The following is a 24,037-nucleotide window of genomic DNA, read 5'->3' as shown; positions in this document are numbered from 1 at the left end:
TCAATCGAACTTCACGCGCGGGTCGACCCACACGTAGCACAGGTCGCTGATCAGCTTGGTCACCAGGCCGATCAACGTGAAGAGGTAGAGCGTGCCCAGCACGACCGGATAGTCGCGGCGGATCACGCTCTCATAGCTGAGAAGGCCCAGGCCGTCGAGCGAGAACAGCGTCTCGATCAGCAGCGAGCCGGTGAAGAAGGCACCAATGAACGCGGCGGGGAAGCCTGTGATGATCGGGATCAGCGCATTGCGCATGACGTGCTTCCACAGGATCTGCTTCTCGCGCAGGCCCTTGGCGCGGGCCGTCAGCACGTACTGCTTGCGGATCTCTTCAAGGAAGGCGTTCTTCGTCAGCATGGACGTGACGGCGAAGCTGCCCAGCACCATGGCCGTGATGGGCAGCGCGATGTGCCACAGGTAGTCGACGATGCGCGCGCCCCACGAGAGCTGCTCCCAGTTGGCCGAGGTCAGCCCGCGCAGCGGGAACCACTGCAGTTGCCCGCCAAAGATCACCAGCAGCGCGACGCCCAGCACGAAGCCCGGAATCGCATAGCCCACCAGCACGAGCAGCGTGGTGATGAAGTCGAAGCGCGTGCCGGCCCGCACCGCCTTCGCCACACCCAGTGGCACGGCAATGAGGTAGCTGATGAAGAAGGTCCACAGACCCAGGCTGATCGACACCGGCAGCTTTTCCTTGACCAGGTCCCAAACGGCCTTGCGCTGGTAGAAGCTCTGGCCGAGATCGAAGCGCGCGAAGGCCGTGAGCATCTGCCAGAAGCGCTCGGGCGCCGGCTTGTCGAAGCCGTACAGCGCCTTGATCTCGGCCACCTGTTGCGTGCTGAGTCCCTGGCGGCCGCGGTAGGCAGAGCCGCCGGCCGAAGGCCCTTCGCCGCCGGCCGAGCGGCCCTGCAGTTGCGAGACCATCTGCTCGACCGGACCGCCCGGCACGAACTGGATGACCGCGAAGCTCACCAGCAGCACGCCCAGCAGGGTCGGCACCATCAGCAGCAGACGTTTGAGGATGTAGATGGGCATGCCGCGCTGCCTACTTGTTGCTGGGGGACGCCCACCACGTTGCCGCGGCCCAGCTGTCCGGTTCGTAGTAGGGCGGGACGCTCGGCGGCAGCACGAAGCCGGCGGGCCGGTAGCCCACTAGGAAGCCACTGCTGTACCACTGCGGGATGCCGTAGTAGCCGTTGGTGAGCACGCGGTCGAGCGCGCGCATGGCGGCGCCCAGCTCGTCGCGCGTGGTGGCGGCCAGCACGCGGCGAATGAGCGCGTCCACCGCCGGATCCTTCAGGCCCCAGTAGTTGGCCGACCCATGCGTGCCGGCTGCTTCGGAGCCGAAGTATTCGAGCAGTTCGCTGCCCGGCGTGGTCCGTGCCGGGATGCGGATGCTGCCGAGCTCGAAATCGAAGTCGTCCATGCGCTGCTGGTACAGCGCACCGTCGACGTTGCGCACCGTCATCTGGATGCCCAGCTTGGCCATGGCGGCCTGCATCGGCAGCACCAGCCGCACGCCCGAAGGCTGGGCGTTCAGGTATTCGAGCGTGAACGCTTCGCCCTTGGCATTGCGCAGCGCGCCGTCGCGATAGGTCCAGCCCGCTTGGGCGAGCAGATCGCGGGCCTTGCGCAGGTTCTCGCGCAGGCTGGAGGGCGGCACGGTGCTGGGCGACAGCGGCACCGGCCCGAAGACCTCGGGCCGCAGTTGGGCGCGCAGCGGCTCCAGCAAGGCCAGTTCATCGGCGCCTGGCAGGCCCTTGGCCTGGAAGGGGCTGTTGGGAAACCAGCCCTGCACGCGCGTGTAGATGCCATAGAACATCTGGCGGTTCAGCCATTCGAAGTCCATGGTCAGGGCCAGCGCCTGGCGCACCCGCACGTCCTGCAGCTTGGGGTTGCGCAGGTTGAAGATGTAGCCCTGGTAGTCGCCCGGCGCGCCGCTGGGAAAGACCTGCTTCTTCACCTCGCCGCGGTCGAAGGCGCGGCCGGTGTACTGGCGCGCCCAGTTGCGCGAGATGAACTCGCGCTTGAGGTCGTACTCGCCCGCCTTCAGGCCCTCGAAGCGGGCCGTATCGTCCAGGTAGAGCTTGTAGGTGATGCGGTCGAAGTTGTACTGCCCGCGGCGCACCGCGAGGTCACGCCCCCAGTAGTTCTTGTCGCGCACGTAGGTGATGTCACGGCCCAGCCGGGCGCTGGATGGCCGATACGGACCAGAGCCGATGGGCAGTTCGGTGATGACTTGGTCGAAGGGCTTGCCCTGGCCCCAGCGCTGGCTGAAGACCGGAATGCCGCCGGCCAGCAGCGGCAACTCGCGGTTGTCCGAATCGAAGTCGAAGCGCACCACGCGCTCACTGACGGCCTTGACGCTGCGGATGCCCGCCAGCAGCGTGCGGTACTGCGGCGCCGCCTGCTTGCTGATGAGCGTACGCCACGAATACACGACGTCTTCGGCCAGCACTGGCGTGCCGTCGCTGAAGCGCGCCTCGGGCCGCAGGCGGAATACGGCAGAGCGATGGTCGGGCGCCACCTCCACATCCTCGGCCAGCAGGCCGTAGGCCGTCGAGGGCTCCTGCAGATTGCCCACGAGCAGCGACTCGAACACCAGGTCCGTGAGGCCTGCGGGCGCGGTGCCTTTGAGTGTGAAGGGATTGAACTTGTCGAACTGCGTGACCGCGATCGGCGGCACCAGCCGGATCTCCCCGCCCTTGGGTGCGTCCGGATTGACGTAATCGAAGTGGGTGAAGCCGGCGGAGTACTTGATGTCGCCGAACTGGGCATAGGCGTGCGCACCCCACACGGGCAGCGCCGCAACCAGGAGGGCCGGGAGCAGCCAGAGTCGCATGCGAGAATTCTGCCCAAGTTTTTCTCAAGGCAGACCCATGGGCTTTCTCAGCGGCAAGAAACTTCTGATCACCGGCGTCCTTTCCAATCGTTCCATCGCCTACGGCATCGCCAAGGCCTGCCATGCGCAAGGCGCAGAACTCGCCTTCAGCTACGTGGGCGAACGCTTCAAGGACCGCATCACCGAGTTCGCTGCCGACTTCGATTCCAAGCTGGTCTTCGACTGCGATGTGGGTGACGACGCCCAGATTGCCAAGCTGTTCGAGGACCTGTCGCAGACCTGGCCCAAGTTCGACGGCTTCGTGCACAGCATCGGCTTTGCGCCGCGCGAGGCCATCGCCGGCGACTTCCTGGAAGGGCTGTCGCGCGAAGCGTTCAAGATCGCGCACGACATCAGCGCCTACAGCTTCCCGGCCATGGCCAAGGCCGCCCTGCCCTACCTCAACGACCAGGCGGCGCTGCTCACGCTGACCTACCTGGGCGCCGTGCGTGTGGTGCCCAACTACAACACGATGGGCCTGGCCAAGGCCAGCCTGGAAGCCTCGGTACGCTACCTGGCCGGCTCGCTGGGCCCCAAAGGCGTACGCGTCAACGGCATCAGCGCCGGCCCCATCAAGACGCTGGCGGCCAGCGGCATCAAGGGATTCGGCAAGCTGCTGCCCGCCGTGGCGGCCGTCTCGCCCATCCGCCGCAACGTGACCATCGACGACGTGGGCAATGTGGCCGCCTTCCTGCTGTCCGACCTGGCCGGTGGCGTGACGGCCGAGATCACCTACGTGGACGGCGGCTTCAGCAACGTGGTCGGCGGCATCGACGAGCCGTCCGAAGGCTGAGCCACTATCCCTTTCTCTTGTGATGAACATGCGCCGTCGCGGTCTTCTGCTGGCGGCGTTTTCGTTTGCGCTGAGCGCGCCAGCATGGGCCGCGCAGCCTGCCCTCATGCTGGCGGAAGTCTGGCGCCCGGGCATGCCGCTGGACGGCTACTGGGTCAGCGAGAAGTACGACGGCGTGCGCGGCTTCTGGGACGGGCAGGCCTTGTGGACGCGCGGCGGCGAGCGCATCGCCGCGCCGGCCTGGTTCACGGCAGGCTGGCCGCAGCAACCCATGGATGGCGAGCTCTGGGCCGGCCGCGGGCGCTTCGAGCATGCCTCGGGCACGGTGCGCAGCCAGGCGCCCGACGATGCGGCCTGGCGCGCCATGCGCTTCATGGCCTTCGACCTGCCCGCAGAATCCGGTGACTTCGACCATCGACTGCAGGTGCTGCAGCGGCTGCTTCCGATCAAGGCCATCCCCTGGCTCGAGCCCGTGCGGCAGGAACGCGCCACCACGGCCGAGGCGCTCAGGCGACAGCTCGACGCCACAGTGCGGGCTGGCGGCGAAGGACTGATGCTGCACCGGGGCAGTTCGCTCTATGGCGCGGGCCGCAGCGCGGATCTGCTCAAGGTCAAGCCCTACGACGATGCCGAGGCGGTGGTGCTCGCGCACCTGCCGGGCCAGGGCCGGCATGCCGGCCGGATGGGCGCGCTGCAGGTGCGCACACCCGAAGGCGTGGTGTTCAAACTGGGCGGCGGATTCACCGATGCACAGCGCGACGATCCGCCGCCTGTGGGCAGCACGGTCACCTACCGCTACAACGGGCTCACGGCACAGGGCGTTCCACGCTTCGCGCGCTTCATGCGCGTGCGCACGGATCGCTGAGTCACGTGGAGCCCACGCCGCCCCCAACGCCCGCCGTTCAGCCGCAGGACGCGGCACCCCGCCGCCTGCGCGGCCCGGCGCGCTGGCTGATGATGGCTCTGGCCGTGGTGGCGTTGGTGCTGGCCGTGGCCGGTGTCGTCCTGCCGGGCCTGCCCACCACGCCCTTCGTTCTGCTTGCCGCCTGGGCGGCCGCCCGCAGTTCGCCGAGGCTCGCGGGCTGGCTCGAAAGGCACCCGCTCTTTGGGCCGTTGATCTTGAACTGGCGTGCGGGTGGCCGCGTCAGCCGACGGGCCAAGCGCAGCGCGGCAGCGGCCATGACCGTGTGCGCCGTCGTGCTGATCTGGCTGTCGCCCTCCCGCTGGGGGGCCGCAGCAGGAATCGGCGCCATGGCCTGCGTGCTGATCTGGCTGTGGCGGCGGCCGGAGCCGTGAGACTCGGATCGCGGCTCCGGCCAGGCGGCATCGGCGCGGATGGCCTCAGCGGCATCACGCCAGGCTCCCGTCGCGCGCCGGCAGGCGTTCAGGCTGACGGCCATTCGCCGCGCGCCAGCCGCGCTTCGATGTCGTCCAGCACCGGCATCAGGTCCGCCACGCTGTCGATCACGTAGTGCGCCCCGGCGCTCTTCAGTTCCGCCGTCGCGCGGGCACGCACCTGCGCCTGGCCTGCGGCATCGAGCGCCTGCCACTCGGCCAGCGTCAGGCCCGCCGCATTGCCGCTGATCGCCAGCCCCACGGCCCAGGTGCCGGCATTCAGGCCCTCCTGCACGCCGACACCGGTGTCGTCCACCTTGACCACCGTATGGGCCGGCCACACGCCGAGGTCGGCGAAGCAGCGGTACATCATCAAGGGCGAAGGCCGGCCGGCCGCCAGGTCGCCCGCGCACACGAGGTTGTCCGGCACGTAGCCGCCCTTGGCGGCGATGGGCGTCACCACCTCCATGATCGGCCGGTTGTAGCCGGTGGTGGAGCCAATACGCAGGCCACGCGCACGCACGGCGGCCACGGTGTCGAGCGCGCCCGGGATGAAGTCGCAGAAGTCGGGCACCACGGCAGCGTTCATCGGCGTGAACACCTCGTAGAGCTCGTCGATGTCGGCCCGCGTGAAGCCGCGGCCGAAGCGCGCCTCCCATTGTGCTGCCACGCGTGGCAACTGGCTGAGCGCATGAATGTGGTCCCACTTGGCCACGCCCATGGGCCCGCGCGCCTCGGAGATGCTGAGGTCGATGCCGTAGCGCTCGAACAGACGCACGAAGGCGCCCATCGGCGCGCAGGAGCCGAAGTCGATGATGGTGCCGGCCCAGTCGAAGACGACGGCCTGGAGTTTTTGCTGGTCAGTCATGGGATAAGCGGTGGGTCGACCTACCAGCCGGCGAAGACTTCTTCGGCGATGCCGAAGGCCGTGCTGGCGCCGGTGCCGCTGGTGACGATCACCAGCCGGGTGGCGTCGTCCGGCGCGTCGATCAGGCAGTCGGTGTCGGGCGACGAGGGATAGGTGCCCACCCAGCGCTGGGTGACGGTGTAGTCGGGCAGGTGCAGCGCCTGCTGCATGTGACGCAGCATCAGCGCGTCGACCTGCGTGTCGGCGAAGGGTTCGAGCACCGGGCCGTAGTGGTGGGAGTCCCCCACCACCAGCGAGCCGTCGGCGCTCTGCACCACGATCAGGTGGATGCCGTGGGCCAGCGACCCGCCCTCCTCCGCCTCCAGTTGGGCCCGCAGCGCCTGCGCCGCCGGCAGCTTGCTGTAGCCGTGGTAGCGCACCAGGCTCAGGTCGGCCATGACCGAGCCGGGCAGCTTGAAGCCCTTGGGCGGCTGAACACGCAGCATGTGCAACTGACACAGCTGCAGGCGATGCGGCGCCAGCCGCTCGGCAAACAGGCCGTTCAGTTCGATGTTGGTGCAGGCGACCACGCGCTCCGCATGCAGCGTGGCGCGGGCGGTGCGCACGCGCGGCGTCGCCACCTCCAGCACCTGTTCGCTGAAGCGGAAGACCACGCCATGCGCCTCGGCCAGCCAGGCCGCCAGCAGGCCGATGGCGGTGCGCGACTCCACACGCGCCTCATGCGGGCTGTAGAGGACCGCACGGGCCGGGCCTTCGGGCCCGTCCAGCCGCAACGTCGGTGCGCGCTGCGCGGCCTCGGCCACGTCCAGCAGTTCGCAGCCTTCGGCCATCTCGGTGTCCATGAACTGCTCCAGCACCGCCAGCGCCTTGTCGCGGAAGGCCGTGAGGTACAGGCCCTGGTGAACCACCTCGACGCCCGCCTGCGGCGCCACCTCGCCCCACACCTCGCGTGCGCGTCGGGCGCGGCGCCAGGTGTCGCCGGCGCCCTGTCCGGTCACGGTCACGAAGCCGAAGTTGCGGATGGACGCACCGACGCAGGCGGCGTCCTTCTCGATCACGCAGACATTGAGGCCGCGCCGCGCGGCGGTGTATGCATGCGCCAGGCCGACGATGCCGGCACCGACCACGATCAGGTCGAAATGGGTGTTGCTCATTCGTGGGAATCCCTTTGGCTCATCGCAGCCGCCAGCGCTGGGTGCGGCGGTCCACCCAACGGCCGAGCAGCAGGTACAGCACGTTCACGATCGCCGAGGTCCCGGCGATCAATACCGCCATGGCGGCGGCAGCGCCGATCTCGCCCGCCTCGTCGAGGTTGAGGATGGCGACCGAGGCCAGGCGCGTCTCGGGCGAGTACAGGAAGACGACCGCCGAGATGGTGGTCATCGCGTTGATGAAGAAGTAGCGCGACACGTCCAGCAGCACGGGCAGGCAGATCGGCAGCGTGACGCGGCGCACGGTGGTGAACACCGGCACCTTGAGTGAGGCGGCGACGGCCTCGAACTCGCCGTCGATGGCCTTCAGGGCCGTCACCATGGTCAGGTGACCCGTCGTGTAGAAGTGCACCACCGTGCACAACACCAGCAGGCCCATGGTCTGGTACAGGCCATTGAGCGGGTTCCACGGCGCGTTGAAGAAGAAGATGTAGCCCAGGCCGAGGACCAATCCCGGCACCGCCATGGGCAGCATGGCCATCAACCGGATCAGGGGACGCAGCACATCCAGGCCGCGCGTCTTCTCCAGCAGGTAGGCGCCGCAGAACACCACGGCTGTGCCGACCACGGACGTACAGGCTGCCAGCAGCAGGCTGTTGAGCACCGCGCCGCCCAGTTCGGCATCGACGATGCCGGCGACGTAATGGTCGAGGCTGGGCGTGAGGTTGTAGGGCCACAGCTTGGCAAAGGAAGCGAACACCGCCATGCCGAACATCGCCACCATCAGTGCGCACACGAGCAGGCAATAGGCAGTCATGGCCGCATCGAAGCCCTTTGCAGGCCGGGGCGCCAGCGCCACGGCGCGCGCCGTGAGCATGGCCGTCTGCTTGCGCTGCACCAGGTGGTCGACCGCGAAGGTCAGCAGCGCGGGCGCCAGCAGCAGCAGGGCCACGACGGCGCCACGCTGAAAGTCCTGCTGGCCGATCACCAGCTTGAACACGTCGGTCGCCAGCACGTTGAAGTTGCCGCCGACCACCTTGGGAATGCCGAAATCGGTGATGACCAGCGTGAACACCACCAAGGCGGCGGAGATCAGCCCGTACTTCGCGCCCGGCAGCGTGATGGTGAAGAAACGCCGCAGGGTGCGCGTCCCCATCGCATCGGCGGCTTCATAGAGCCGTGCGTCGGCCAGCGACAGCGCCGTCACCAGGATCATCAGCGCATGCGGGAAGGTGGCGAAGCATTCCGCGAGCACGATGCCCGGCGCGCCATAGATGCTGTCGAAGCCCAGCGCCTGCCACAGCGCCTTGGCCGCGCCCTGGTTGCCGAACCAGTAGATCAGTGAGATGGCCGACAGCAGCGAAGGCGCAAGCAGCGGCAGCAGCGTGATGCTGCGCAGCAGGCCCTTGGCGGGCATGCAGCTGCGCGTGAGCGCATAGGCGAAGCCGAAGGCCAGCGGGATCACGAGGGCCGTCACCAGTGCGGAGACCCACAGGCTGTTCCAGAGGCTGCCCAGCAAGGCGGGCGATGCGAGGTAGGCGCGGAAGTGGCCCCAGCCCGAGCGCTCCTCGGTCTGCTGCAGCGCCTGCGACAGGATGGCACCCAAGGGCAACAGCAGGCCGATGACCAGCAACAGCGCCACGGCCACCAGCAGCAGGTGCGCCACACGGTCGCTCCAGTGCACATGCAGCCGGACAGCCGGCAGGCGGATCGCAGTCTGCATGCTCAGGCCTCCGTCGCGGGGAAGGCGCGCAGCCGGTCCAGCCGCAGCGCGAAGCGCAACCGACGGCCCTGCTGCACGCCGAACTCGTCCATCTGGTTGAGCGAGAACTGCAGCTGCAGCGGCTCGGGCAGCCCCTCCACCACCAGCTCGGCCAGGCAGTTGCCACCCAGGAACTCGATGTGCGCCACCGTGCCCGTGCACAGGCCCGGGTGGTCGGCGTCGAAGCCGGTCATCGCGCGGTCTTCCGGACGCAGGTAGAGCATCACCTCGCGGCCCGCGCGGTACTCCGCCCCATGGCCGGGCTCGACCTGCCAGCGCCGGTCGCCGCATTGGAACCAGCGCCCGCCCTCAGCCACGGCGGGCAGCCGGTTGACCTTGCCGACGAACTCGGCCACGAAGGGCGTCGCGGGCTCGCGATACACCTGCAGCGGCGTGCCCACCTGCTCGATCACGCCGTGGTTCATCACCACGATGCGGTCGGCGATGGACAGGGCCTCTTCCTGGTCGTGCGTCACCATGATGGTGGTGACGCCCAGCCGCCGCTGCAGCGCACGGATCTCGTTGCGCAGGTGCACCCGCACGATGGCGTCGAGCGCCGACAGCGGCTCGTCCAGCAGCAGCAGGCCCGGCGAGGCGGCCAGTGCGCGCGCCAGCGCCACCCGTTGCTGCTGGCCGCCCGACATCTGCGCCGGATACTTGCCGCCGCTGCCGGGCAGGCCCACGAGCTGCAGCAGCTCATCGACACGCGCGGCGATGTCCTTGCGCGGGCGCCGCTGGTTGACCAGCCCGTAGGCCACGTTGTCCGCGATGCTCAGGTTGGGAAAGAGCGCATAGGACTGGAAGACGATGCCGTAGTCGCGCTGTGCAGGCGGCAGGCGCGAGATGTCGGTGCCGCTCTGCCAAAGCTGGCCACCCGTCTGCACTTCCAGCCCCGCAATGATGCGCAGCAAAGTGGTCTTGCCGCAGCCCGAGGGACCGAGGAAACACACCAGCTCACCCTGCGGAATGGTCAGGTCGATGGACTCCAGCGCCGTGAAGCTGCCGAAGCGCTTGTGCACGCCTTGCAGCCGCAGGTAGTCGGGTTGGGGCACGCTTTCGACCAGGGTCAGCGGCGCCGGCGCAGCACCCACGCTGCGTTCGGCCGCATGGGCACGCGCCGGCGCGTTCATCACTTCTTCGCCTCGCTCTTGGCGTCGTAGCGGCGCGTCCACTCGGCCAGGGTGCGCTCGCGGTTGGTGGCCGACTTCTCGAAGTCCATTTTGATCAGGCGGGCCTCGTAGTCGTCGGGAATGCCCGCCAGCTTGGGGGCCACGCCCGGCTGGGCGGTCACGGCGAAGTTCTTGCCATAGAGCAGCATGGCGTCCTTCGACGTCGCCCAGTTCGCCAGCTTCTTGGCAGCGTCCAGCTTCTTGGTGCCTTTGTAGATGCCGACGGCCTCCAGGTCCCAGCCCAGGCCCTCCTTGGGGAACACCAGCTCGATGGGCGCACCCTTGGCCTTGTTGGTGTAGCCGCGGTATTCGAAGGAGATGCCCGCCACGTACTCGCCGGAGGCCGCCATGTTGCAAGGCTTGGAGCCGGAGTGCGTGTACTGCGCGATGTTCTCGTGCAGCGCGTCCATGTACTTCCAGCCACCGCCCTTGCCCGCGTCGTCGCCCCACAGTTGCAGCCAGGCCGCGACGTCGAAGTAGCCGGTGCCCGACGAGGCGGGGTTGGGCATCACCACTTGGCCCTTGTACTCGGGCTTGGTGAGGTCCTTCCAGGTGGTGGGGATGGGGATGTTCTTCTTCTTGGCCTCGACCGTGTTGAAGCACACGACGGCACCGAACACGTCCATGCCGACCCAGGCGGGCGGGTTCTTCTTGTCGCGGTACTGCGGCATGACCGCATCCAGATTCAGCGGTGCATAGGGCTCGAGCATGCCCTGCTTGTCGAACAGCGCCATGCTGGAGGCGGCCACGCCCCACACCACGTCGGCCTGTGGATTGGCCTTCTCGGCCAGCAGCTTGGCGGTGATCACACCGGTGGAGTCGCGCACCCACTTGATCTCGATGTCGGGCTCGACCTTGTTGAAGGCACTCTGGTAGGCCTTGAGCTGGTCGGTCTCCAGCGCGGTGTAGACCGTCAACTGGGTCTTCTGCGCGAAGGCCGCGCCGGTGGCGGCCAGGCCGATGAGGGCGATGGCAATGGTCTTGACGGAAAAGTGCATGGGCAGGCTCCTCGATGAAATGACCGGGCGAATGTGCCGCCGCGAAACGACATCTTCGTGACACGGTCGCCAAGCAAAATCGGGGCCTGCTCCACCTCTTTGTCTATTGTTCTTTGTAGATCGTAGACAATCTACGCTCTCGAACCTACCATCGCGCCATGCCTGCCGCCCCTGCCAAGAAGGTCTCTTCCCATCCCGTCATCGCACAGCTTCAGTGCCATTCGCTGGCGAATGTGGTGCAGGCCGAGATCGAACGCATGATCCTGGATGGTGAGCTCGGCCCCGGCGCCAAGCTCACCGAGGCCACGCTGGCCGACCAGTTGGGCGTCTCGCGCGGGCCGGTGCGCGAGGCCTTCCGCATGCTGGAGGAAGGCGGTCTGGTGCGCACCGAGAAGAACCGCGGCGTCTTCGTGCGCGACGTCCCCATCGAGGAAGCGCTGGAGATCTTCGAGGTGCGTGCCGTGATGGACCTCTATGTGGGCCGCAAGCTGGCCGAGACGGCCGCCCCGGCCCAGGTGCGCGAACTGCGGCAGCTGGTCGAGGCCATGGACCAGGCGGTGAAAGCGGGCGATGCCAAGGACTACCACCGCTTCAACCTCGCCTTCCATGACCGCCTGCTGGAGCTGGCCGGCAACGCCAAGCTGGTCGCCACCTACCGCAAGCTGGTGAACGAGCTGTCGCTGTTCCGCCGGCAGAACCTCACCGACGAATCGATGGCCGTCTACTCGCGCGAGCATCGCGCCATCCTCAAGGCCATCGCCTCCGGTGACCCGGAGGCGGCGGGCCAGGCCATGTACCAGCACGTCATGAACAGCCGCGAGCGCACGCGGCTGAACTGGGAAAAGCAGCGCGGCTCGACCACGGGCAGCGGCGCTGCCTCGCTCGCCACGCCCTGAGGCCCGCCATGCTGACCCTGCACGACATCGAGAACCTCTTCGCGCGCCGCGGCGCCGAGCAGTACAGCGGCGAACCCGTGACCCAGTTGGAACATGCGTTGCAGAGCGCCTGCCTGGCCGAGCAGGAAGGTGCCGACGACGCGCTCGTCACGGCCGCGCTGCTGCACGACATCGGCCATCTGCTCAATGACCAGGGCGAGACGCCGACGCTGCGCGGCATCGACGACCGGCACCAGTTCCATGCCCTGCCCTTCCTGCGCGGGCTCTTTCCGGACCGCGTCCTTGACGCCATTGCCTGGCATGTCGATGCCAAGCGTTATCTGTGCGCGACCCGTCCGGACTACTGGGCCGCGCTCTCGGACGACTCCAAGCGCAGCCTGGTTCTACAGGGCGGGGTATTCAGCGACGAAGAAGCCATGCGCTTCATGCAGCGCCCGCACGCCCAGGAGGCGGTCCGCCTGCGGCTGTGGGACGACACGGCCAAGCAGGCCGACCTCGCCACTCCCGACCTGCCGCACTATCTGGCGCGCGCGCGTCGCTGTATGCTGGCCCCAGGCGCATGACGCTGACGGGCCCCGTCGCGCTGGCCGTGCTGTTCGGCGCCGTGCTCCATGCCAGCTGGAATGCACTCATCAAGTCGGCGTCGGACAAGTCGCTGGACACGGCGCTGATCCACAGTCTTGGACTGTTTATCGCGCTGCCCATCCTGGCCTTCACCGGCCTGCCTGCCGCCGCTTCGTGGCCCTATCTGGCCGCCTCGGTGGTGATCCATGTGGGCTACTACGTGGCCCTGGCCGGCGCGTACAAGCACGGCGACCTGGGGTTGGCCTATCCGGTGATGCGCGGCAGTGCGCCACTGCTGGTGGCCCTCAGCAGCCTTGCCGTGATGGGCGAGCGTCTCTCGGTATTCGCATGGTTCGGTGTGGCCGGCATCTGCGTGGGTGTGCTCACGCTCGGCCTGTCACCCGGTCATCTGCACACGTCCGGGCACCGCGGTAAGGCCCTGGGCTTCGCGCTGGCCAACGCCTGCATCATCGCGCTCTACACCGTGATCGACGGCCTCGGCGTGCGGGCCAGCGGCAACGCCGCCGCCTACGTCGCCCTGCTCTTCGTCTTCGACGGCCTGCCCTTCATGCTGCTGGTGCTGTGGCGGCGCGGCCCGCAAGGGCGGCGTGATGCTATCGCCTACATGCGTGGCCGCCTGGGTGTGGCGTGGCTGGGCACGGCGGCCTCGCTGGCCAGCTATGGCATCGCGCTCTGGGCCATGACGCGGGCGCCCGTGGCGGTGGTGGCGGCACTGCGCGAGACCTCGGTGCTTTTCGCCGCGCTCATTGGCACGCTGTGGCTGCGGGAGCGCTTCGGCCTGCAGCGCGCCCTCGGCACCGCCGTGGTGGTCGGCGGCGTGATGGCACTGCGCTTCGGGTGATGCGGGCGCGCAGCGCACCAGGGCTGCGCGCCGTTGAGCGCAGGCTCAGCGCTTGACGCAATCCGCGTAGTAGCGCTTCTTGCCCTTCTCGTCCACGCGGGCCACCAGGCCGTGGATGTCGGTCTCGAAGCCCGGGCACTCCAGGTTGAACTGGCGCGCGAACTTCAGGTAGTCCACGATCTTCTTGTTGAAGACCTCGCCCGGGATCAGCAGCGGAATGCCCGGCGGATACGGCGTGATCAGGCTGGTGGTGATGCGGCCTTCGAGATGGTCGATCTCCACGCGCTCGGTCTTGCGGTGCGCGATATGGGCAAAGGCCTCGCTGGGCTTCATGGCCGGCTCCAGGTCCGACAGGTACATCTCGGTCGTCAGGCGCGCGATGCCGTACTTGGCATACAGCTCGTGCACCCGCTGGCACAGGTCACGCAGCCCCATGCGCTCGTAGACGGGATGCTGCTGGCAGAACTCCGGCAGGATGCGCCACATGGGCTGGTTGCGGGCGTAGTCGTCCTTGAACTGCTGCAGCGCCGTCAGCAGCGTGTTCCAGCGGCCCTTGGTGATGCCGATCGTGAACATGATGAAGAAGCTGTAGAGGCCCGTCTTCTCCACGATCACGCCATGCTCGGCCAGGAACTTGGTGACGATGCTCGCCGGGATGCCGGTGGGCGCGAACTTGCCGTCGAGGTCCAGGCCGGGCGTCACGATGGTCGACTTGATGGGGTCGAGCATGTTGAAGCCGTCGGCCAGCTTGCCGAAGCCGTGCCAGTTGCGCGCGCCATTCTTCTTGCCGCCGTTGCCGGCGCGGGTCTCGCCCTTGATGATCCAGTCGTCGGCGCGGCCGATGCCTTCGTCGACCAGGTGTTCCGGACCCCAGACCTTGAACCACCATTCGTCCTTGCCGAATTCTTCTTCCACCTTGCGCATGGCGCGGCGGAAGTCCAGGGCTTCGAGGATGCTCTCTTCCACCAGCGCGGTGCCGCCGGGCGGCTCCATCATGGCGGCGGCCACGTCGCAGCTGGCGATGATGGCGTACTGCGGGCTGGTGGACGAATGCATCAGGTAGGCCTCGTTGAAGAGGTCCCGGTCCAACTGGCGGTTTTGCGAATCCTGCACCAGCACATGGCTGGCCTGGCTGATGCCGGCCAGCAGCTTGTGCGTGGACTGCGTCGCAAAGACCAGCGATTCCTTGGGTCGCGCGCGGCGCTTGCCCATGGCGTGATACGGCCCGTAGAAGGGATGGAAGGCCGCGTGCGGCAACCAGGCCTCATCGAAGTGCAGCGTGTCGACGTAGCCGTCGAGCATCGTCTTGATGGTCTCGGTGTTGTAGATCACGCCGTCGTAGGTGGACTGCGTGAGCGTGAGCACGCGCGGCTTGACCGTGTCGGCGTCGACGTCCTTGAGCAGCGGGTTGGCGCGGATCTTGGCCTTGATCGCCTCGGGCTCGAACTCGCTCTTTGGGATCGGGCCGATGATGCCGTAGTGGTTGCGCGTGGGCTTCATGAATACCGGAATCGCGCCGGTCATGATGATCGCGTGCAGGATCGACTTGTGGCAGTTGCGGTCCACCACCACCACATCGTCCGGCGCCACCGTGTGGTGCCACACCATCTTGTTCGACGTGGACGTGCCATTGGTGACGAAGAAGCAGTGGTCGGCATTGAAGATGCGCGCCGCATTGCGCTCGCTGGCGGCCACCGGACCGGTGTGGTCCAGCAGCTGGCCCAGTTCCTCCACCGCGTTGCAGACGTCGGCGCGCAGCATGTTCTCGCCGAAGAACTGGTGGAACATCTGGCCGATGGGGCTCTTGAGGAAGGCCACGCCACCGGAGTGGCCCGGGCAGTGCCACGAGTAGGAGCCGTCTTCCGCGTAGTCGATCAGCGCCTTGAAGAAAGGCGGCTGCACCGTCTCGAGGTAGCTCTTGGCCTCGCGGATGATGTGCTTGGCCACGAACTCCGGCGTGTCCTCGAACATGTGGATGAAGCCATGCAGCTCGCGCAGGATGTCGTTGGGCAGGTGCCGGCTGGTCTTGGTCTCGCCGTAGATGTAGATCGGCACATCGGTGTTCTTGCGTCGCACCTCGCCGATGAAGGTGCGAAGGTTCAGCACGGCCGGGTCGAGGTCCGGGCCGATGGTGAATTCCTCGTCGTCGATCGACAGGATGAAGGCGCTCGCCCGGCTCTGCTGCTGCGCGAACTGCGACAGGTCTCCGTAGCTGGTCACACCCAGCACCTCGAAGCCCTCGCTTTCGATGGCCTGGGCCAGGGCGCGGATGCCCAGGCCGGAGGTGTTCTCGGAGCGGAAGTCCTCGTCGATGATGACGATGGGAAAGCGGAATTTCATGGGCTGTCGGGCTCCGGCTTTTGGGGGGTGCGCAAAGAAGGCGCGAAGTGTAAGGAATTCAAATGACGGCCGCGTCACGCGGCGTGCCCCAGAATGTGGGGCTTCCCGCCACCTCTTTGCTGTAGGAACTCGTCCATGGCTCAATCGACGCTCTGGTGGCTGCTGGCCGGTGCAGCCGTCGCGCTGGAACTGGTCTCCGGCACCATCTACCTTCTGCTGACGGCCGTGGCCTTCGCAGCTGCAGCCGTTGCCGCGCATCTGGGTGCCGCACTGCCCGTCCAACTGGTCGTGGCCGCCGTGGTCGGCGTGGGCACGGTGGGCGCCTGGTATCTCAAGCAGCGCGCGCGCCCCGCTGGACCGCCGCCGCAGGCCAGCCCCGACATGAACCTCGACATCGGCGAACGCGTGCAGGTTGACGCCTGGCTCGCGGATGGCACGGCGCTCGTGCGTCACCGGGGTGCGCAATGGACGGCCGTGCTCCGCGCCGGCGGCCGCGGCCAGCCGGGAGCGCACCGCGTCGTCGAGTTGCAGGGCAACCGTCTTGTGCTGGAGCCGCTCTGATCATCGGGACTGCCCCGAGCTCGCGGAACCTTTCAATCTCACTTCATCGAACTGCCATGGAAATCGCCGTCGTCATCCTCGTCATCGCCGTCATCTTCATCTGGCAGTCCATCAAGTTCGTGCCCCAGCAGAACGCCTGGGTCCGTGAACGGCTGGGCAAGTACCACAGCACGATGACGCCGGGGCCCAACTTCCTCATCCCCTTCATCGACCGCGTGGCCTACAAGCACAGCCTGAAGGAGATTCCCCTCGATGTGCCCAGCCAGATCTGCATCACGCGCGACAACACGCAGCTGCAGGTGGACGGCATCCTCTACTTCCAGGTGACCGATCCGATGCGGGCGAGCTATGGCTCCTCCAACTACATCGTTGCCGTCACCCAGCTGGCGCAGACCTCGCTGCGCAGCGTGATCGGCAAGCTGGAACTGGACAAGACCTTCGAGGAGCGCGACATCATCAACGCCCAGGTCGTGGCCGCCATCGACGAGGCCGCGCTCAACTGGGGCGTGAAGGTGCTGCGCTATGAGATCAAGGATCTGACGCCCCCGGCGGAGATCCTGCGCGCCATGCAAGCGCAGATCACGGCCGAACGCGAGAAACGGGCCCTGATTGCCGCCTCGGAGGGCCGTCGCCAGGAGCAGATCAACATCGCCACTGGCGAACGCGAGGCCTACATCGCTCGCTCCGAGGGCGAGAAGCAGGCGGCCATCAACAACGCACAGGGCGAGGCCGCCTCCATCACCGCGGTGGCCGAGGCCACTGCGCTCGCGATCGAGCGCATCGCGGCCGCCATCCGGCAGCCAGGCGGTGATCAAGCCGTGCAGTTGAAGGTCGCCGAACGCGCCGTCGATGCCTACAGCAAGGTCGCGGCGGACGCCAAGACCACCCTGATCGTGCCGAGCAACATGACCGACACCGCCGGATTGATCGCCTCGGCGATGCAGATGGTTCGCGCAGGCCGCAGCGGCTCAAATCCGGGTTAGAATCGTGGGCTCCACGGAGCGGTGGATGAGTGGTTTAAGTCGCACGCCTGGAAAGCGTGTGTGGGTTAATAGCCCACCGCGGGTTCGAATCCCGCCTGCTCCGCCAAATACGAAACCCGTTGCACGCGCAACGGGTTTTTTTATGTCTGCAGCGCTGGCATCTGCTCCTTACAGATGCTCGGCTTTTGCGCAATTGTCGACTGCCTTAATTTTTGCGCACACTTTTGTTTACAGCGCAAAGAGGGCGCGTTCACAATCGCGAAACAGCACGTAAGGAGCGCAACAGCATGGACAGCAGGTCAAACAGCGGCGCGGGTGATGGGGGTTCGGATCCGCGCGGGGGATCCACGGAATCCGGAGGAGGCGATCTCCGGCACCTTTTCCAATCCAAGATGTCCGAGGGTGCCAAGCGCAGCTATCTGCTGAAGTTGCGGAACGCTGCGTTCGGACGTCTGCGCGAGCGTTCTGCCCGCAAACGCCAAGTCTGATCCACCTCGCGCCAGAGTGCGCAGGTTGCCCTGACAGTCGCCCCGCGAGGCCTCCTGCTGCCAGACACGACCCGGCACGCGCAGCCGTCCAGGATCGTTCGCGGTGAGGCACCGGCACTCACGCGTGAATCCGCGCCCGCCTATTGATTCCTCGCACTGCCGCAACCTGAAGGCACGGCGCCACCACGGGCTGAGCCACTCCTGCAGACGCCCTGCCCCGCCCGTTGAAACGCCCGTGGTGCGTGGGGCAAGAACTGCCCGAAAGAATGGCCGCCCCGTAACTCCGAGGCAATGGCCAAGGCATGACCAATGATGAACTCGCAGCCAAGCTCAACACGCTGCGCAACGAAGTACTGACGATGCGACTTGAACGGCGGGGTTTGCTCTTCGCCCTCATGGCCATCATTTCGACCCACCCCCGGCACGAAGACTGCCAGTTCCTGCTCGACCACTACCTGAACGGCCACCTGGAAAAGTCCGAGACGGGGCGATCGCTGCCGGATGGCTCCAGGGAACATCTGCGGGCCTATGTGCGCTCCCTCCAGGATGCCGCGTCGCCCCACACCCCGGAGGCCGTCCAGGCCCTGCGCTCCAAGCTCTTCCCGTGGGAAAACGATCCGCCGTGACCTGGAGGCCTTCGCTGCCGCACGACCGGCACGCCTGCCGATAGGATGGCGGGCCGGCACGCTAAGGACGCCTCATTCGGCTCGCCGCTGGCCCGTGCTCACCCGCCACCTCAACCCGTTGACCGACTGGGATCAACGTCGCCTCATGAAAATCGCCACCTGGAACGTCAACTCTCTCACGGCCCGCCTGCAGCATGTGCTGGACTGGCTGATCGCCAACCCCGTCGACCTCCTGTGCCTGCAGGAACTCAAGATGACCGATGACAAGTTCCCGCTGGAGGTGCTCAAGTCCGCCGGCTACGAGGCGGCGAGCTTCGGCCAGAAGACCTACAACGGCGTCGCGCTGCTGAGCCTGTCTCCGCTGCGCGAGATCCAGCGCAACATCGGCGGCTTCGAGGACGAGCATTCGCGCGTGATCAGCGCGACCGTCGACACGCCCACCGGCCCGCTGCGCGTGGTCAACGGCTACTTCGTCAACGGCCAGGCGCCGGGCTCCGACAAGTTCGCCTACAAGATGCGCTGGCTGGACGCACTGCGGGACTGGCTGCGCGCCGAGATGGCCGCACATCCGCGGCTGGTGCTGCTGGGCGACTTCAACATCACGCCGGAGGATCGTGACAGCTACGACCCGGTAGGACTCAAGGAGACAATCCACCACACGACCGAAGAGCGCCAGCATTTCCAGGCGCTGCTTCAACTGGGCCTGGTCGACGGCTTCCGCCTCTTCGAGCAGCCCGAGAAAAGCTTCTCGTGGTGGGACTACCGCATGCTCGGCTACCAGAAGAACCGCGGCCTGCGCATCGACCACATCCTGGTCAGCGAGCCGCTGGTGCCCGAGGTGCGCTCATGCACCATCGACCGCGTGCCGCGCAAATGGGAAAAGCCCAGCGACCATGCCCCCGTGGTGATGGAGCTGGGCGGCTGAGCTTGTACCGAAGGCCGGCAGGGCCGGACGCGATCAGGCGTCGTCCTGATCCAGCCCGAGTTCGGCGATCTTTCGCGTGATGGTGTTGCGGCCGATGCCGAGCTTCTGCGCCGCCTCGATGCGGCGCCCGCGCGTGAAGGACAGCGCGGTCAGGATGAGATGCGATTCGAAGCGCCGCGAGAGCGCATCCCAGACGTCCGGCTGACCGGACGCCAGCATGGCCTGCGCTTCGGCGTCGAGCCCCTGCTCCCAACTGGCCGCTGCAGCCGTGGCCACCGTCGCCATGGGCGTCGCCGCTGGAGCAGTTGCGACCATTGGCATGGACACCGGCATTGCCGCGGCAGCGCCAGCGGCAGGCTCGAAGGCGGCCGCCTCCACCGACGTCGTGACGGACGGCACGCCCGCCTGCAGCGGTGCGCCCGCGCCGAGGCCCGCCTCCGACGCCGCGTTCGACAGCACCTCGGGTGGCAGATCCTTAGGCTCGATCAGCTGGGCCGGCGCCATCACCGTGAGCCAATGGCAGATGTTCTCCAGCTGCCGCACGTTGCCCGGGAAGTTGAAGGCCGACAGCTGCGACAGGGCCGCATCGGAGATGCGCTTGGGCTCCACGCCCAGCTGCTTGGCACTTTGCTGCAGGAAGTGACGCGTGAGCGAAGGCACGTCCTCCTTGCGCTCGCGCAAGGCCGGCAGCCGCAGGCGGATGACGTTGAGGCGGTGGAACAAGTCCTCGCGGAACACGCCCTGCTTGACCCGTTGCTCCAGGTCCTGGTGCGTGGCCGCGATCACACGCACATTGGCCTTGACCGCGTTGTGCCCGCCCACCCGGTAGAAGTGCCCGTCCGACAGCACGCGCAGCAGGCGCGTCTGCAGGTCGAAGGGCATGTCGCCGATTTCGTCGAGGAAGAGCGTGCCGCCGTCGGCCTGCTCGAAACGGCCGCGGCGCATGGTCTGTGCGCCCGTGAAGGCGCCGCGCTCATGGCCGAAGAGCTCGCTCTCCAGCAGGTCCTTGGGGATCGCCGCCGTATTGATGGCCACGAAGGGCCCGTTCGACCGCGGCGAGTGCTTGTGCAGCGCGCGCGCCACCAGTTCCTTGCCCGAGCCCGATTCGCCGGTGATCAGCACCGTCACATTGCTCTGCGACAGGCGGCCGATGGCGCGGAACACGTCCTGCATCGCAGGCGCCTGGCCGAGCATCTCGGGTGTGGCCTGCATGCGCTCCTCGGCCACCTCCTCGCGCTGACTCTCGTCCACCGCGCGGCGGATGAGTTCGACGGCGCGCGGCAGATCGAAGGGCTTGGGCAGGTATTCGAAGGCGCCGCCCTGGAAGGCCGACACGGCGCTGTCCAGGTCGGAGAAGGCCGTCATGATGATGACCGGCAGGCCGGGATGCTTCTGCTTGATCTTGTCGAGCAGGTCCAGGCCCGAACCACCCGGCATCCGGATGTCGCTGACCAGCACCTGCGGTCCCTGCATCTCGTCGTCGTTGGCGGCTTCGAGCGCGGCGAGGACTTCGCGGGTATTGGTGAAGCTGCGCGTCGGCAGGTCCTCTCGCAACAGCGCCTTTTCAAGCACGAAGCGTATCGATTGGTCGTCGTCCACTATCCAGATCGGCTTCATGCAGCTCCTTGTTGTCCTTTCCTGCTACGGCAGCGGTATCAATATCGTGAAGTCGGTACGGCCGGGCACGCTGTCGCATTCGATGACCCCATGGTGCTGTTGCACGAAGGTCTGCGCCAGCGTCAGGCCCAATCCGGTTCCGCCTTCCCGGCCCGAGACGAGCGGATAGAAGATGCGGTCCTTGATCGAGTCCGGGACGCCCGGGCCGTTGTCGATGACATGCAATTCCAGTGCCAGTCGCCACCACTGCTTGTTGAGGATGACCTGGCGGGCGATGCGCGTGCGGAAGGTGATGCGTGCATCGCCCGCCGCGCGGCGCTCCGCGAGCGCCTGGGCGGCGTTGTGGGCGATGTTGAGCGTGGCCTGGATCAATTGCTCGCGGTCCCCGCGGAATTCGGGAATGGACGGGTCGAAGTCGCGCTCCACTTCCAGATCGTGCGGGAACTCGGCCAGCAGCACCGACCGGACCCGCTCGCAGACTTCGTGGATGTTCACGTCGCCGACCACGTGCGGCCGCCGGTGCGGAGCCAGCAAGCGGTCCACCAGCGACTGCAGCCGGTCGGCCTCGTGGATGATGACCTGCGTGTATTCGATGAGGTCGCGCGACTCGATCTCCATCTGCAGCAACTGCGCCGCACCACGGATGCCTCCGAGCGGGTTCTTGATCTCGTGCGCGAGGTTGCGGATCAGCTCCTTGTTGGCTTGCGCCTGGTCGAGCAGCCGCACCTCACGGTCCTGCCGCACCTGCTGCTCCTGCGGTGACATCTCCAGCAGCAGTTCGGCCTTGCGGTCCGTCTGGGCCAGCGTGACCTGCACCGGCAGCGGCTCCTGCGTACCACGGCGCAACTGCGCCTCGTAGCGCAGGGTGGCGAAGTCGTTGGTGCGGGCACCATCGATGGCCGTGCGCAAGGTTCCGGCATCGACGAAGAAGTTGCCCAGCGCTGCGCCTTCGAGCGTGCGACGCGACGTACCCAGCGCGTCCTCCAGGGCCGAATTGGCGAAGACGATGGTGCCGTCATGGCGGATCACCACCACCAGGGTCGCAAGCAGGTCGAAGGCCTGGAAGCGCTTGCTGGCGCGCGCGACCGTACCGAAGGCCATCAGCGCGACGCCGGCAGGCGGTCCAGTTCACGGCGCAGGCTGGCCAGGTCGGCCTCGTTGCGCGCAATCTCGGCCTTCATTTCGGCCACGCGGTCCAGGTACTTCTGGTAGTTGCGCGCCTCGCTGCCCTGCTTCTCCGGCTCGCCGTTGTTGTAGTCCTTCATCAGTTCGGACTGGCGCGCCTCCAGCCGGCGCAGTTCGCCTTCCAGCACGCGACGGGCGTCGCTGTCGCGCGCCCGCTGCTCTGGCGAATCGACGCGAGGGCCGCTGCCGGTGGGCCGCGGAGAGGCGGTGGACGAAGGGGTGGACGCGCCAGCGGGCCGCGTCCCTTGCACGACGGTCACATTGCCGCCTTCGACCACCTTGCAGCCACGGCGCTGCGCATCGGCAGCGTTGTTGGTGTACTCGTTGCCACACCGCCAGATGCGCTCCTGCGCCTGCACGCCGAAAGAGCAGCCCAAACCGAGCAGGACAAGAAAAGGCAGGTAGGGTTTCATCATCACGGACGCAGAGAAAGGGCTTGGCGCGGCAGGAAGATGCCGCGCCGCATTGTCTTGCAATTGGAAGACGGGCCGACAGGCCGGTTCCCGCACCAAAGAAAAAGGACGGCCGGGGCCGTCCTTGTTTGCGATATCGCCGGGCACCGAGGCGCCCGAGAAGATCACAGCGAGTAGTACATGTCGAACTCGACCGGATGCGGGGCCATGCGGAAGCGCGTGACTTCGCCCATCTTGAGGTCGATGTAGGCATCGATCATGGAATCGGTGAACACGCCGCCCTTGGTCAGGAAGGCACGGTCCTTGTCGAGGTACTCGAGCGCCTGGTCCAGGCTGTGGCAGACGGTGGGGACCAGCGCATCCTCTTCCGGCGGCAGGTGGTACAGGTCCTTGGTGGCGGCTTCGCCCGGGTGGATCTTGTTCTCGATGCCGTCCAGGCCGGCCATCAGCAGCGCCGAGAAGCACAGGTACGGGTTGGCCGAGGGATCGGGGAAGCGCGCTTCGATGCGGCGGCCCTTCGGGTTGGCGACGAAGGGAATGCGGATCGAGGCCGAGCGGTTCTTGGCCGAGTAGGCCAGCTTCACCGGGGCTTCGAAGCCGGGGACCAGGCGCTTGTAGCTGTTGGTGCCAGGGTTGGTGATGGCGTTCAGCGCGCGGGCGTGCTTGATGATGCCGCCGATGTAGTACAGGGCGGTGTCGGACAGGCCGGCATAGCCGTCGCCGGCGAACAGGTTCTTGCCGTCCTTCCAGATGGACTGGTGAACGTGCATGCCCGAGCCGTTGTCGCCGGCGTAGGGCTTGGGCATGAAGGTGGCGGTCTTGCCGTAGGTGTTGGCCACGTTCCAGACCACGTACTTCAGGACCTGCGTCCAGTCGGCGCGCTCGACCAGAGTCGAGAACTTGGTGCCGATTTCGTTTTGGCCGGCGCCAGCCACTTCATGGTGGAACACTTCGACGGGGATGCCCAGGCTTTCCAGCACCAGGACCATCTCGGCGCGCATGTCCTGCGTGCTGTCGACCGGGGGAACCGGGAAGTAGCCGCCCTTGGTGGTGGGACGGTGGCCGCGGTTGCCGCCTTCCATCTTGGCGCCGCTGTTCCAGGGCGCTTCGTACTCGTCGATCTCGCTGAAGACGCGGCCGGGCTCGTTGCTCCAGCGCACGTTGTCGAAGATGAAGAACTCGGGCTCGGGACCGAAGTAGGCGGTATCACCCAGGCCGGTGGACTTCAGGTAGGCCTCGGCCTTCTTGGCGACAGAGCGCGGGTCACGGTCGTAGGGCTTGCCGTCGGCGGGCTCGAGCACGTCGCACTGCAGGAACAGCGTGGTCTCTTCGTAGAAGGGATCGATGTTGGCCGTGCTCGGATCGGGCATCAGCTGCATGTCGGAGGCTTCGATGCCCTTCCAGCCGGCGATCGAGGAACCGTCGAAGGCATGACCTGCGGTGAACTTGTCTTCGTCGAAGGCGGAAACCGGCACGGTGACGTGCTGTTCCTTGCCGCGGGTGTCGGTGAATCGGAAGTCGACGAACTTGACCTCGTTTTCCTTGACGAGTTTCATGACGTCGGCGACGGTCTTTGCCATCAGGTTCTCCTGGGGATGGAAGGGTTGACGAAATTTGCGG

The 24,037-nt window shown here is 66.9% G+C and carries 22 protein-coding genes and 1 tRNA gene; 11 read left to right on the top strand and 12 right to left on the bottom strand.

The features are described 5' to 3' along the window. A complete protein-coding gene (locus DFR41_RS20945) occupies nucleotides 1-1,035 on the bottom strand; it encodes a microcin C ABC transporter permease YejB (protein WP_114804126.1) in 1,035 nt (344 codons plus the stop codon). A 10-nt stretch (nucleotides 1,036-1,045) separates the two neighbouring features. Then, nucleotides 1,046-2,842, bottom strand: coding sequence for an extracellular solute-binding protein (locus DFR41_RS20940; protein ID WP_114804125.1), 1,797 nt, complete (start codon nucleotides 2,840-2,842; stop codon nucleotides 1,046-1,048). Nucleotides 2,843-2,879: 37 nt separating this feature from the next. Here DFR41_RS20940 and fabI point away from each other — a divergent pair, with 37 nt between their 5' ends. From fabI to DFR41_RS20925, 3 genes are read left to right on the top strand one after another with little or no spacing between them, the layout of a single operon-like run. Continuing rightward, nucleotides 2,880-3,674, top strand: a complete 795-nt coding sequence (gene fabI / locus DFR41_RS20935; RefSeq protein WP_017762261.1) for an enoyl-ACP reductase FabI — start codon at nucleotides 2,880-2,882, stop codon at nucleotides 3,672-3,674. A gap of 28 nt (nucleotides 3,675-3,702) precedes the next feature. Next, nucleotides 3,703-4,539 (top strand): DNA ligase, encoded by an 837-nt coding sequence (locus tag DFR41_RS20930; protein ID WP_043116145.1) that lies wholly within the window; start codon nucleotides 3,703-3,705, stop codon nucleotides 4,537-4,539. Nucleotides 4,540-4,544: 5 nt separating this feature from the next. Further along, nucleotides 4,545-4,970 carry a YbaN family protein gene (locus tag DFR41_RS20925; protein WP_342354305.1) on the top strand — a complete coding sequence of 142 codons (426 nt, stop codon included), beginning with the start codon at nucleotides 4,545-4,547 and terminating at the stop codon, nucleotides 4,968-4,970. An 88-nt stretch (nucleotides 4,971-5,058) separates the two neighbouring features. Here the strand turns inward: DFR41_RS20925 and phnX are convergent, their stop codons facing one another. The 5 genes from phnX to DFR41_RS20900 all read right to left on the bottom strand — a co-directional run bounded on the left by phnX (nucleotide 5,059) and on the right by DFR41_RS20900 (nucleotide 10,957). Beyond that, on the bottom strand, nucleotides 5,059-5,877 hold the full coding sequence (gene phnX, locus DFR41_RS20920) for a phosphonoacetaldehyde hydrolase (protein WP_114804124.1): 819 nt from the start codon (nucleotides 5,875-5,877) through the stop codon (nucleotides 5,059-5,061). Nucleotides 5,878-5,897: 20 nt separating this feature from the next. Beyond that, nucleotides 5,898-7,031 carry a TIGR03364 family FAD-dependent oxidoreductase gene (locus DFR41_RS20915; protein ID WP_017761706.1) on the bottom strand — a complete coding sequence of 378 codons (1,134 nt, stop codon included), beginning with the start codon at nucleotides 7,029-7,031 and terminating at the stop codon, nucleotides 5,898-5,900. A 19-nt stretch (nucleotides 7,032-7,050) separates the two neighbouring features. Next, a complete protein-coding gene (locus DFR41_RS20910) occupies nucleotides 7,051-8,751 on the bottom strand; it encodes a putative 2-aminoethylphosphonate ABC transporter permease subunit (protein ID WP_114804123.1) in 1,701 nt (566 codons plus the stop codon). A gap of 2 nt (nucleotides 8,752-8,753) precedes the next feature. Beyond that, the gene (locus DFR41_RS20905) at nucleotides 8,754-9,842 is read right to left on the bottom strand and encodes a putative 2-aminoethylphosphonate ABC transporter ATP-binding protein (RefSeq protein ID WP_244917821.1); all 1,089 of its coding nucleotides are present in this window, start codon (nucleotides 9,840-9,842) and stop codon (nucleotides 8,754-8,756) included. Nucleotides 9,843-9,919: 77 nt separating this feature from the next. Continuing rightward, nucleotides 9,920-10,957, bottom strand: coding sequence for a putative 2-aminoethylphosphonate ABC transporter substrate-binding protein (locus tag DFR41_RS20900; RefSeq protein ID WP_114804121.1), 1,038 nt, complete (start codon nucleotides 10,955-10,957; stop codon nucleotides 9,920-9,922). Nucleotides 10,958-11,115: 158 nt separating this feature from the next. Here DFR41_RS20900 and DFR41_RS20895 point away from each other — a divergent pair, with 158 nt between their 5' ends. The 3 genes from DFR41_RS20895 to DFR41_RS20885 are packed head-to-tail and all read left to right on the top strand — an operon-like array spanning nucleotide 11,116 to nucleotide 13,279. Then, the gene (locus DFR41_RS20895; protein ID WP_114804120.1) at nucleotides 11,116-11,853 is read left to right on the top strand and encodes a phosphonate utilization associated transcriptional regulator; all 738 of its coding nucleotides are present in this window, start codon (nucleotides 11,116-11,118) and stop codon (nucleotides 11,851-11,853) included. 8 nt (nucleotides 11,854-11,861) lie between these two features. Further along, on the top strand, nucleotides 11,862-12,416 hold the full coding sequence (locus DFR41_RS20890; protein WP_114804119.1) for a phosphonate degradation HD-domain oxygenase: 555 nt from the start codon (nucleotides 11,862-11,864) through the stop codon (nucleotides 12,414-12,416). Continuing rightward, nucleotides 12,413-13,279 carry an EamA family transporter gene (locus DFR41_RS20885; RefSeq protein WP_017761700.1) on the top strand — a complete coding sequence of 289 codons (867 nt, stop codon included), beginning with the start codon at nucleotides 12,413-12,415 and terminating at the stop codon, nucleotides 13,277-13,279. The genes DFR41_RS20890 and DFR41_RS20885 overlap by 4 nt, the downstream gene beginning before the upstream one ends. A 45-nt stretch (nucleotides 13,280-13,324) precedes the next feature. On the opposite strand, the gene DFR41_RS20880 is transcribed toward DFR41_RS20885, so the two are convergent. Beyond that, nucleotides 13,325-15,619 carry an arginine/lysine/ornithine decarboxylase gene (locus DFR41_RS20880; RefSeq protein ID WP_017761699.1) on the bottom strand — a complete coding sequence of 765 codons (2,295 nt, stop codon included), beginning with the start codon at nucleotides 15,617-15,619 and terminating at the stop codon, nucleotides 13,325-13,327. A 135-nt stretch (nucleotides 15,620-15,754) separates the two neighbouring features. Between DFR41_RS20880 and DFR41_RS20875 the strand changes: the two genes are divergently transcribed. The 5 genes from DFR41_RS20875 (at nucleotide 15,755) to xth (ending at nucleotide 19,202) form a co-directional block, all read left to right on the top strand. Continuing rightward, nucleotides 15,755-16,180, top strand: coding sequence for an NfeD family protein (locus DFR41_RS20875; RefSeq protein WP_114804118.1), 426 nt, complete (start codon nucleotides 15,755-15,757; stop codon nucleotides 16,178-16,180). A 56-nt stretch (nucleotides 16,181-16,236) separates the two neighbouring features. Then, entirely contained in the window at nucleotides 16,237-17,163 is a 927-nt protein-coding gene (locus DFR41_RS20870) for an SPFH domain-containing protein (protein WP_017761697.1), read from the top strand. Nucleotides 17,164-17,178: 15 nt separating this feature from the next. After that, nucleotides 17,179-17,269 (top strand) — tRNA-Ser (locus tag DFR41_RS20865). 684 nt (nucleotides 17,270-17,953) lie between these two features. Continuing rightward, nucleotides 17,954-18,277, top strand: coding sequence for a hypothetical protein (locus tag DFR41_RS20860; RefSeq protein WP_017761696.1), 324 nt, complete (start codon nucleotides 17,954-17,956; stop codon nucleotides 18,275-18,277). 145 nt (nucleotides 18,278-18,422) lie between these two features. Beyond that, complete coding sequence (xth, locus tag DFR41_RS20855) at nucleotides 18,423-19,202, top strand: exodeoxyribonuclease III (RefSeq protein ID WP_017761695.1); 780 nt, start codon at nucleotides 18,423-18,425, stop codon at nucleotides 19,200-19,202. Between the two features lie 33 nt (nucleotides 19,203-19,235). On the opposite strand, the gene ntrC is transcribed toward xth, so the two are convergent. From ntrC to glnA, 4 genes are all read right to left on the bottom strand, one after another. After that, on the bottom strand, nucleotides 19,236-20,819 hold the full coding sequence (gene ntrC / locus DFR41_RS20850; protein WP_114804116.1) for a nitrogen regulation protein NR(I): 1,584 nt from the start codon (nucleotides 20,817-20,819) through the stop codon (nucleotides 19,236-19,238). A gap of 24 nt (nucleotides 20,820-20,843) precedes the next feature. Next, complete coding sequence (glnL, locus tag DFR41_RS20845) at nucleotides 20,844-21,920, bottom strand: nitrogen regulation protein NR(II) (RefSeq protein ID WP_114804115.1); 1,077 nt, start codon at nucleotides 21,918-21,920, stop codon at nucleotides 20,844-20,846. Next, complete coding sequence (locus DFR41_RS20840) at nucleotides 21,920-22,417, bottom strand: hypothetical protein (RefSeq protein WP_114804151.1); 498 nt, start codon at nucleotides 22,415-22,417, stop codon at nucleotides 21,920-21,922. Before DFR41_RS20840 ends, glnL begins: the two co-directional genes overlap by 1 nt. A 164-nt stretch (nucleotides 22,418-22,581) precedes the next feature. Beyond that, nucleotides 22,582-23,997 carry a type I glutamate--ammonia ligase gene (gene glnA / locus DFR41_RS20835; RefSeq protein WP_017756968.1) on the bottom strand — a complete coding sequence of 472 codons (1,416 nt, stop codon included), beginning with the start codon at nucleotides 23,995-23,997 and terminating at the stop codon, nucleotides 22,582-22,584. Nucleotides 23,998-24,037 lie beyond the last annotated feature (40 nt).

The organism is Pseudacidovorax intermedius, from assembly GCF_003350475.1.
Classification (GTDB): Bacteria; Pseudomonadota; Gammaproteobacteria; order Burkholderiales; family Burkholderiaceae_C; genus Xenophilus; species Xenophilus intermedius.
The sequence above is the reverse complement of the archived record's forward strand: the minus strand, read 5'-3'. Positions and strand labels throughout refer to the sequence as shown.

Coding starts and splice junctions, on each gene's coding strand:
- DFR41_RS20945 (WP_114804126.1), bottom strand. CDS start 1,035: ATGCCCATCTACATCCTCAAACGTCTGCTGCTGATGGTGCCGACCCTG.
- DFR41_RS20940 (WP_114804125.1), bottom strand. CDS start 2,842: ATGCGACTCTGGCTGCTCCCGGCCCTCCTGGTTGCGGCGCTGCCCGTG.
- fabI (WP_017762261.1), top strand. CDS start 2,880: ATGGGCTTTCTCAGCGGCAAGAAACTTCTGATCACCGGCGTCCTTTCC.
- DFR41_RS20930 (WP_043116145.1), top strand. CDS start 3,703: ATGCGCCGTCGCGGTCTTCTGCTGGCGGCGTTTTCGTTTGCGCTGAGC.
- phnX (WP_114804124.1), bottom strand. CDS start 5,877: ATGACTGACCAGCAAAAACTCCAGGCCGTCGTCTTCGACTGGGCCGGC.
- DFR41_RS20915 (WP_017761706.1), bottom strand. CDS start 7,031: ATGAGCAACACCCATTTCGACCTGATCGTGGTCGGTGCCGGCATCGTC.
- DFR41_RS20910 (WP_114804123.1), bottom strand. CDS start 8,751: ATGCAGACTGCGATCCGCCTGCCGGCTGTCCGGCTGCATGTGCACTGG.
- DFR41_RS20900 (WP_114804121.1), bottom strand. CDS start 10,957: ATGCACTTTTCCGTCAAGACCATTGCCATCGCCCTCATCGGCCTGGCC.
- DFR41_RS20895 (WP_114804120.1), top strand. CDS start 11,116: ATGCCTGCCGCCCCTGCCAAGAAGGTCTCTTCCCATCCCGTCATCGCA.
- DFR41_RS20890 (WP_114804119.1), top strand. CDS start 11,862: ATGCTGACCCTGCACGACATCGAGAACCTCTTCGCGCGCCGCGGCGCC.
- DFR41_RS20885 (WP_017761700.1), top strand. CDS start 12,413: ATGACGCTGACGGGCCCCGTCGCGCTGGCCGTGCTGTTCGGCGCCGTG.
- DFR41_RS20880 (WP_017761699.1), bottom strand. CDS start 15,619: ATGAAATTCCGCTTTCCCATCGTCATCATCGACGAGGACTTCCGCTCC.
- DFR41_RS20875 (WP_114804118.1), top strand. CDS start 15,755: ATGGCTCAATCGACGCTCTGGTGGCTGCTGGCCGGTGCAGCCGTCGCG.
- DFR41_RS20870 (WP_017761697.1), top strand. CDS start 16,237: ATGGAAATCGCCGTCGTCATCCTCGTCATCGCCGTCATCTTCATCTGG.
- DFR41_RS20860 (WP_017761696.1), top strand. CDS start 17,954: ATGACCAATGATGAACTCGCAGCCAAGCTCAACACGCTGCGCAACGAA.
- xth (WP_017761695.1), top strand. CDS start 18,423: ATGAAAATCGCCACCTGGAACGTCAACTCTCTCACGGCCCGCCTGCAG.
- ntrC (WP_114804116.1), bottom strand. CDS start 20,819: ATGAAGCCGATCTGGATAGTGGACGACGACCAATCGATACGCTTCGTG.
- glnL (WP_114804115.1), bottom strand. CDS start 21,920: ATGGCCTTCGGTACGGTCGCGCGCGCCAGCAAGCGCTTCCAGGCCTTC.
- DFR41_RS20840 (WP_114804151.1), bottom strand. CDS start 22,417: ATGAAACCCTACCTGCCTTTTCTTGTCCTGCTCGGTTTGGGCTGCTCT.
- glnA (WP_017756968.1), bottom strand. CDS start 23,997: ATGGCAAAGACCGTCGCCGACGTCATGAAACTCGTCAAGGAAAACGAG.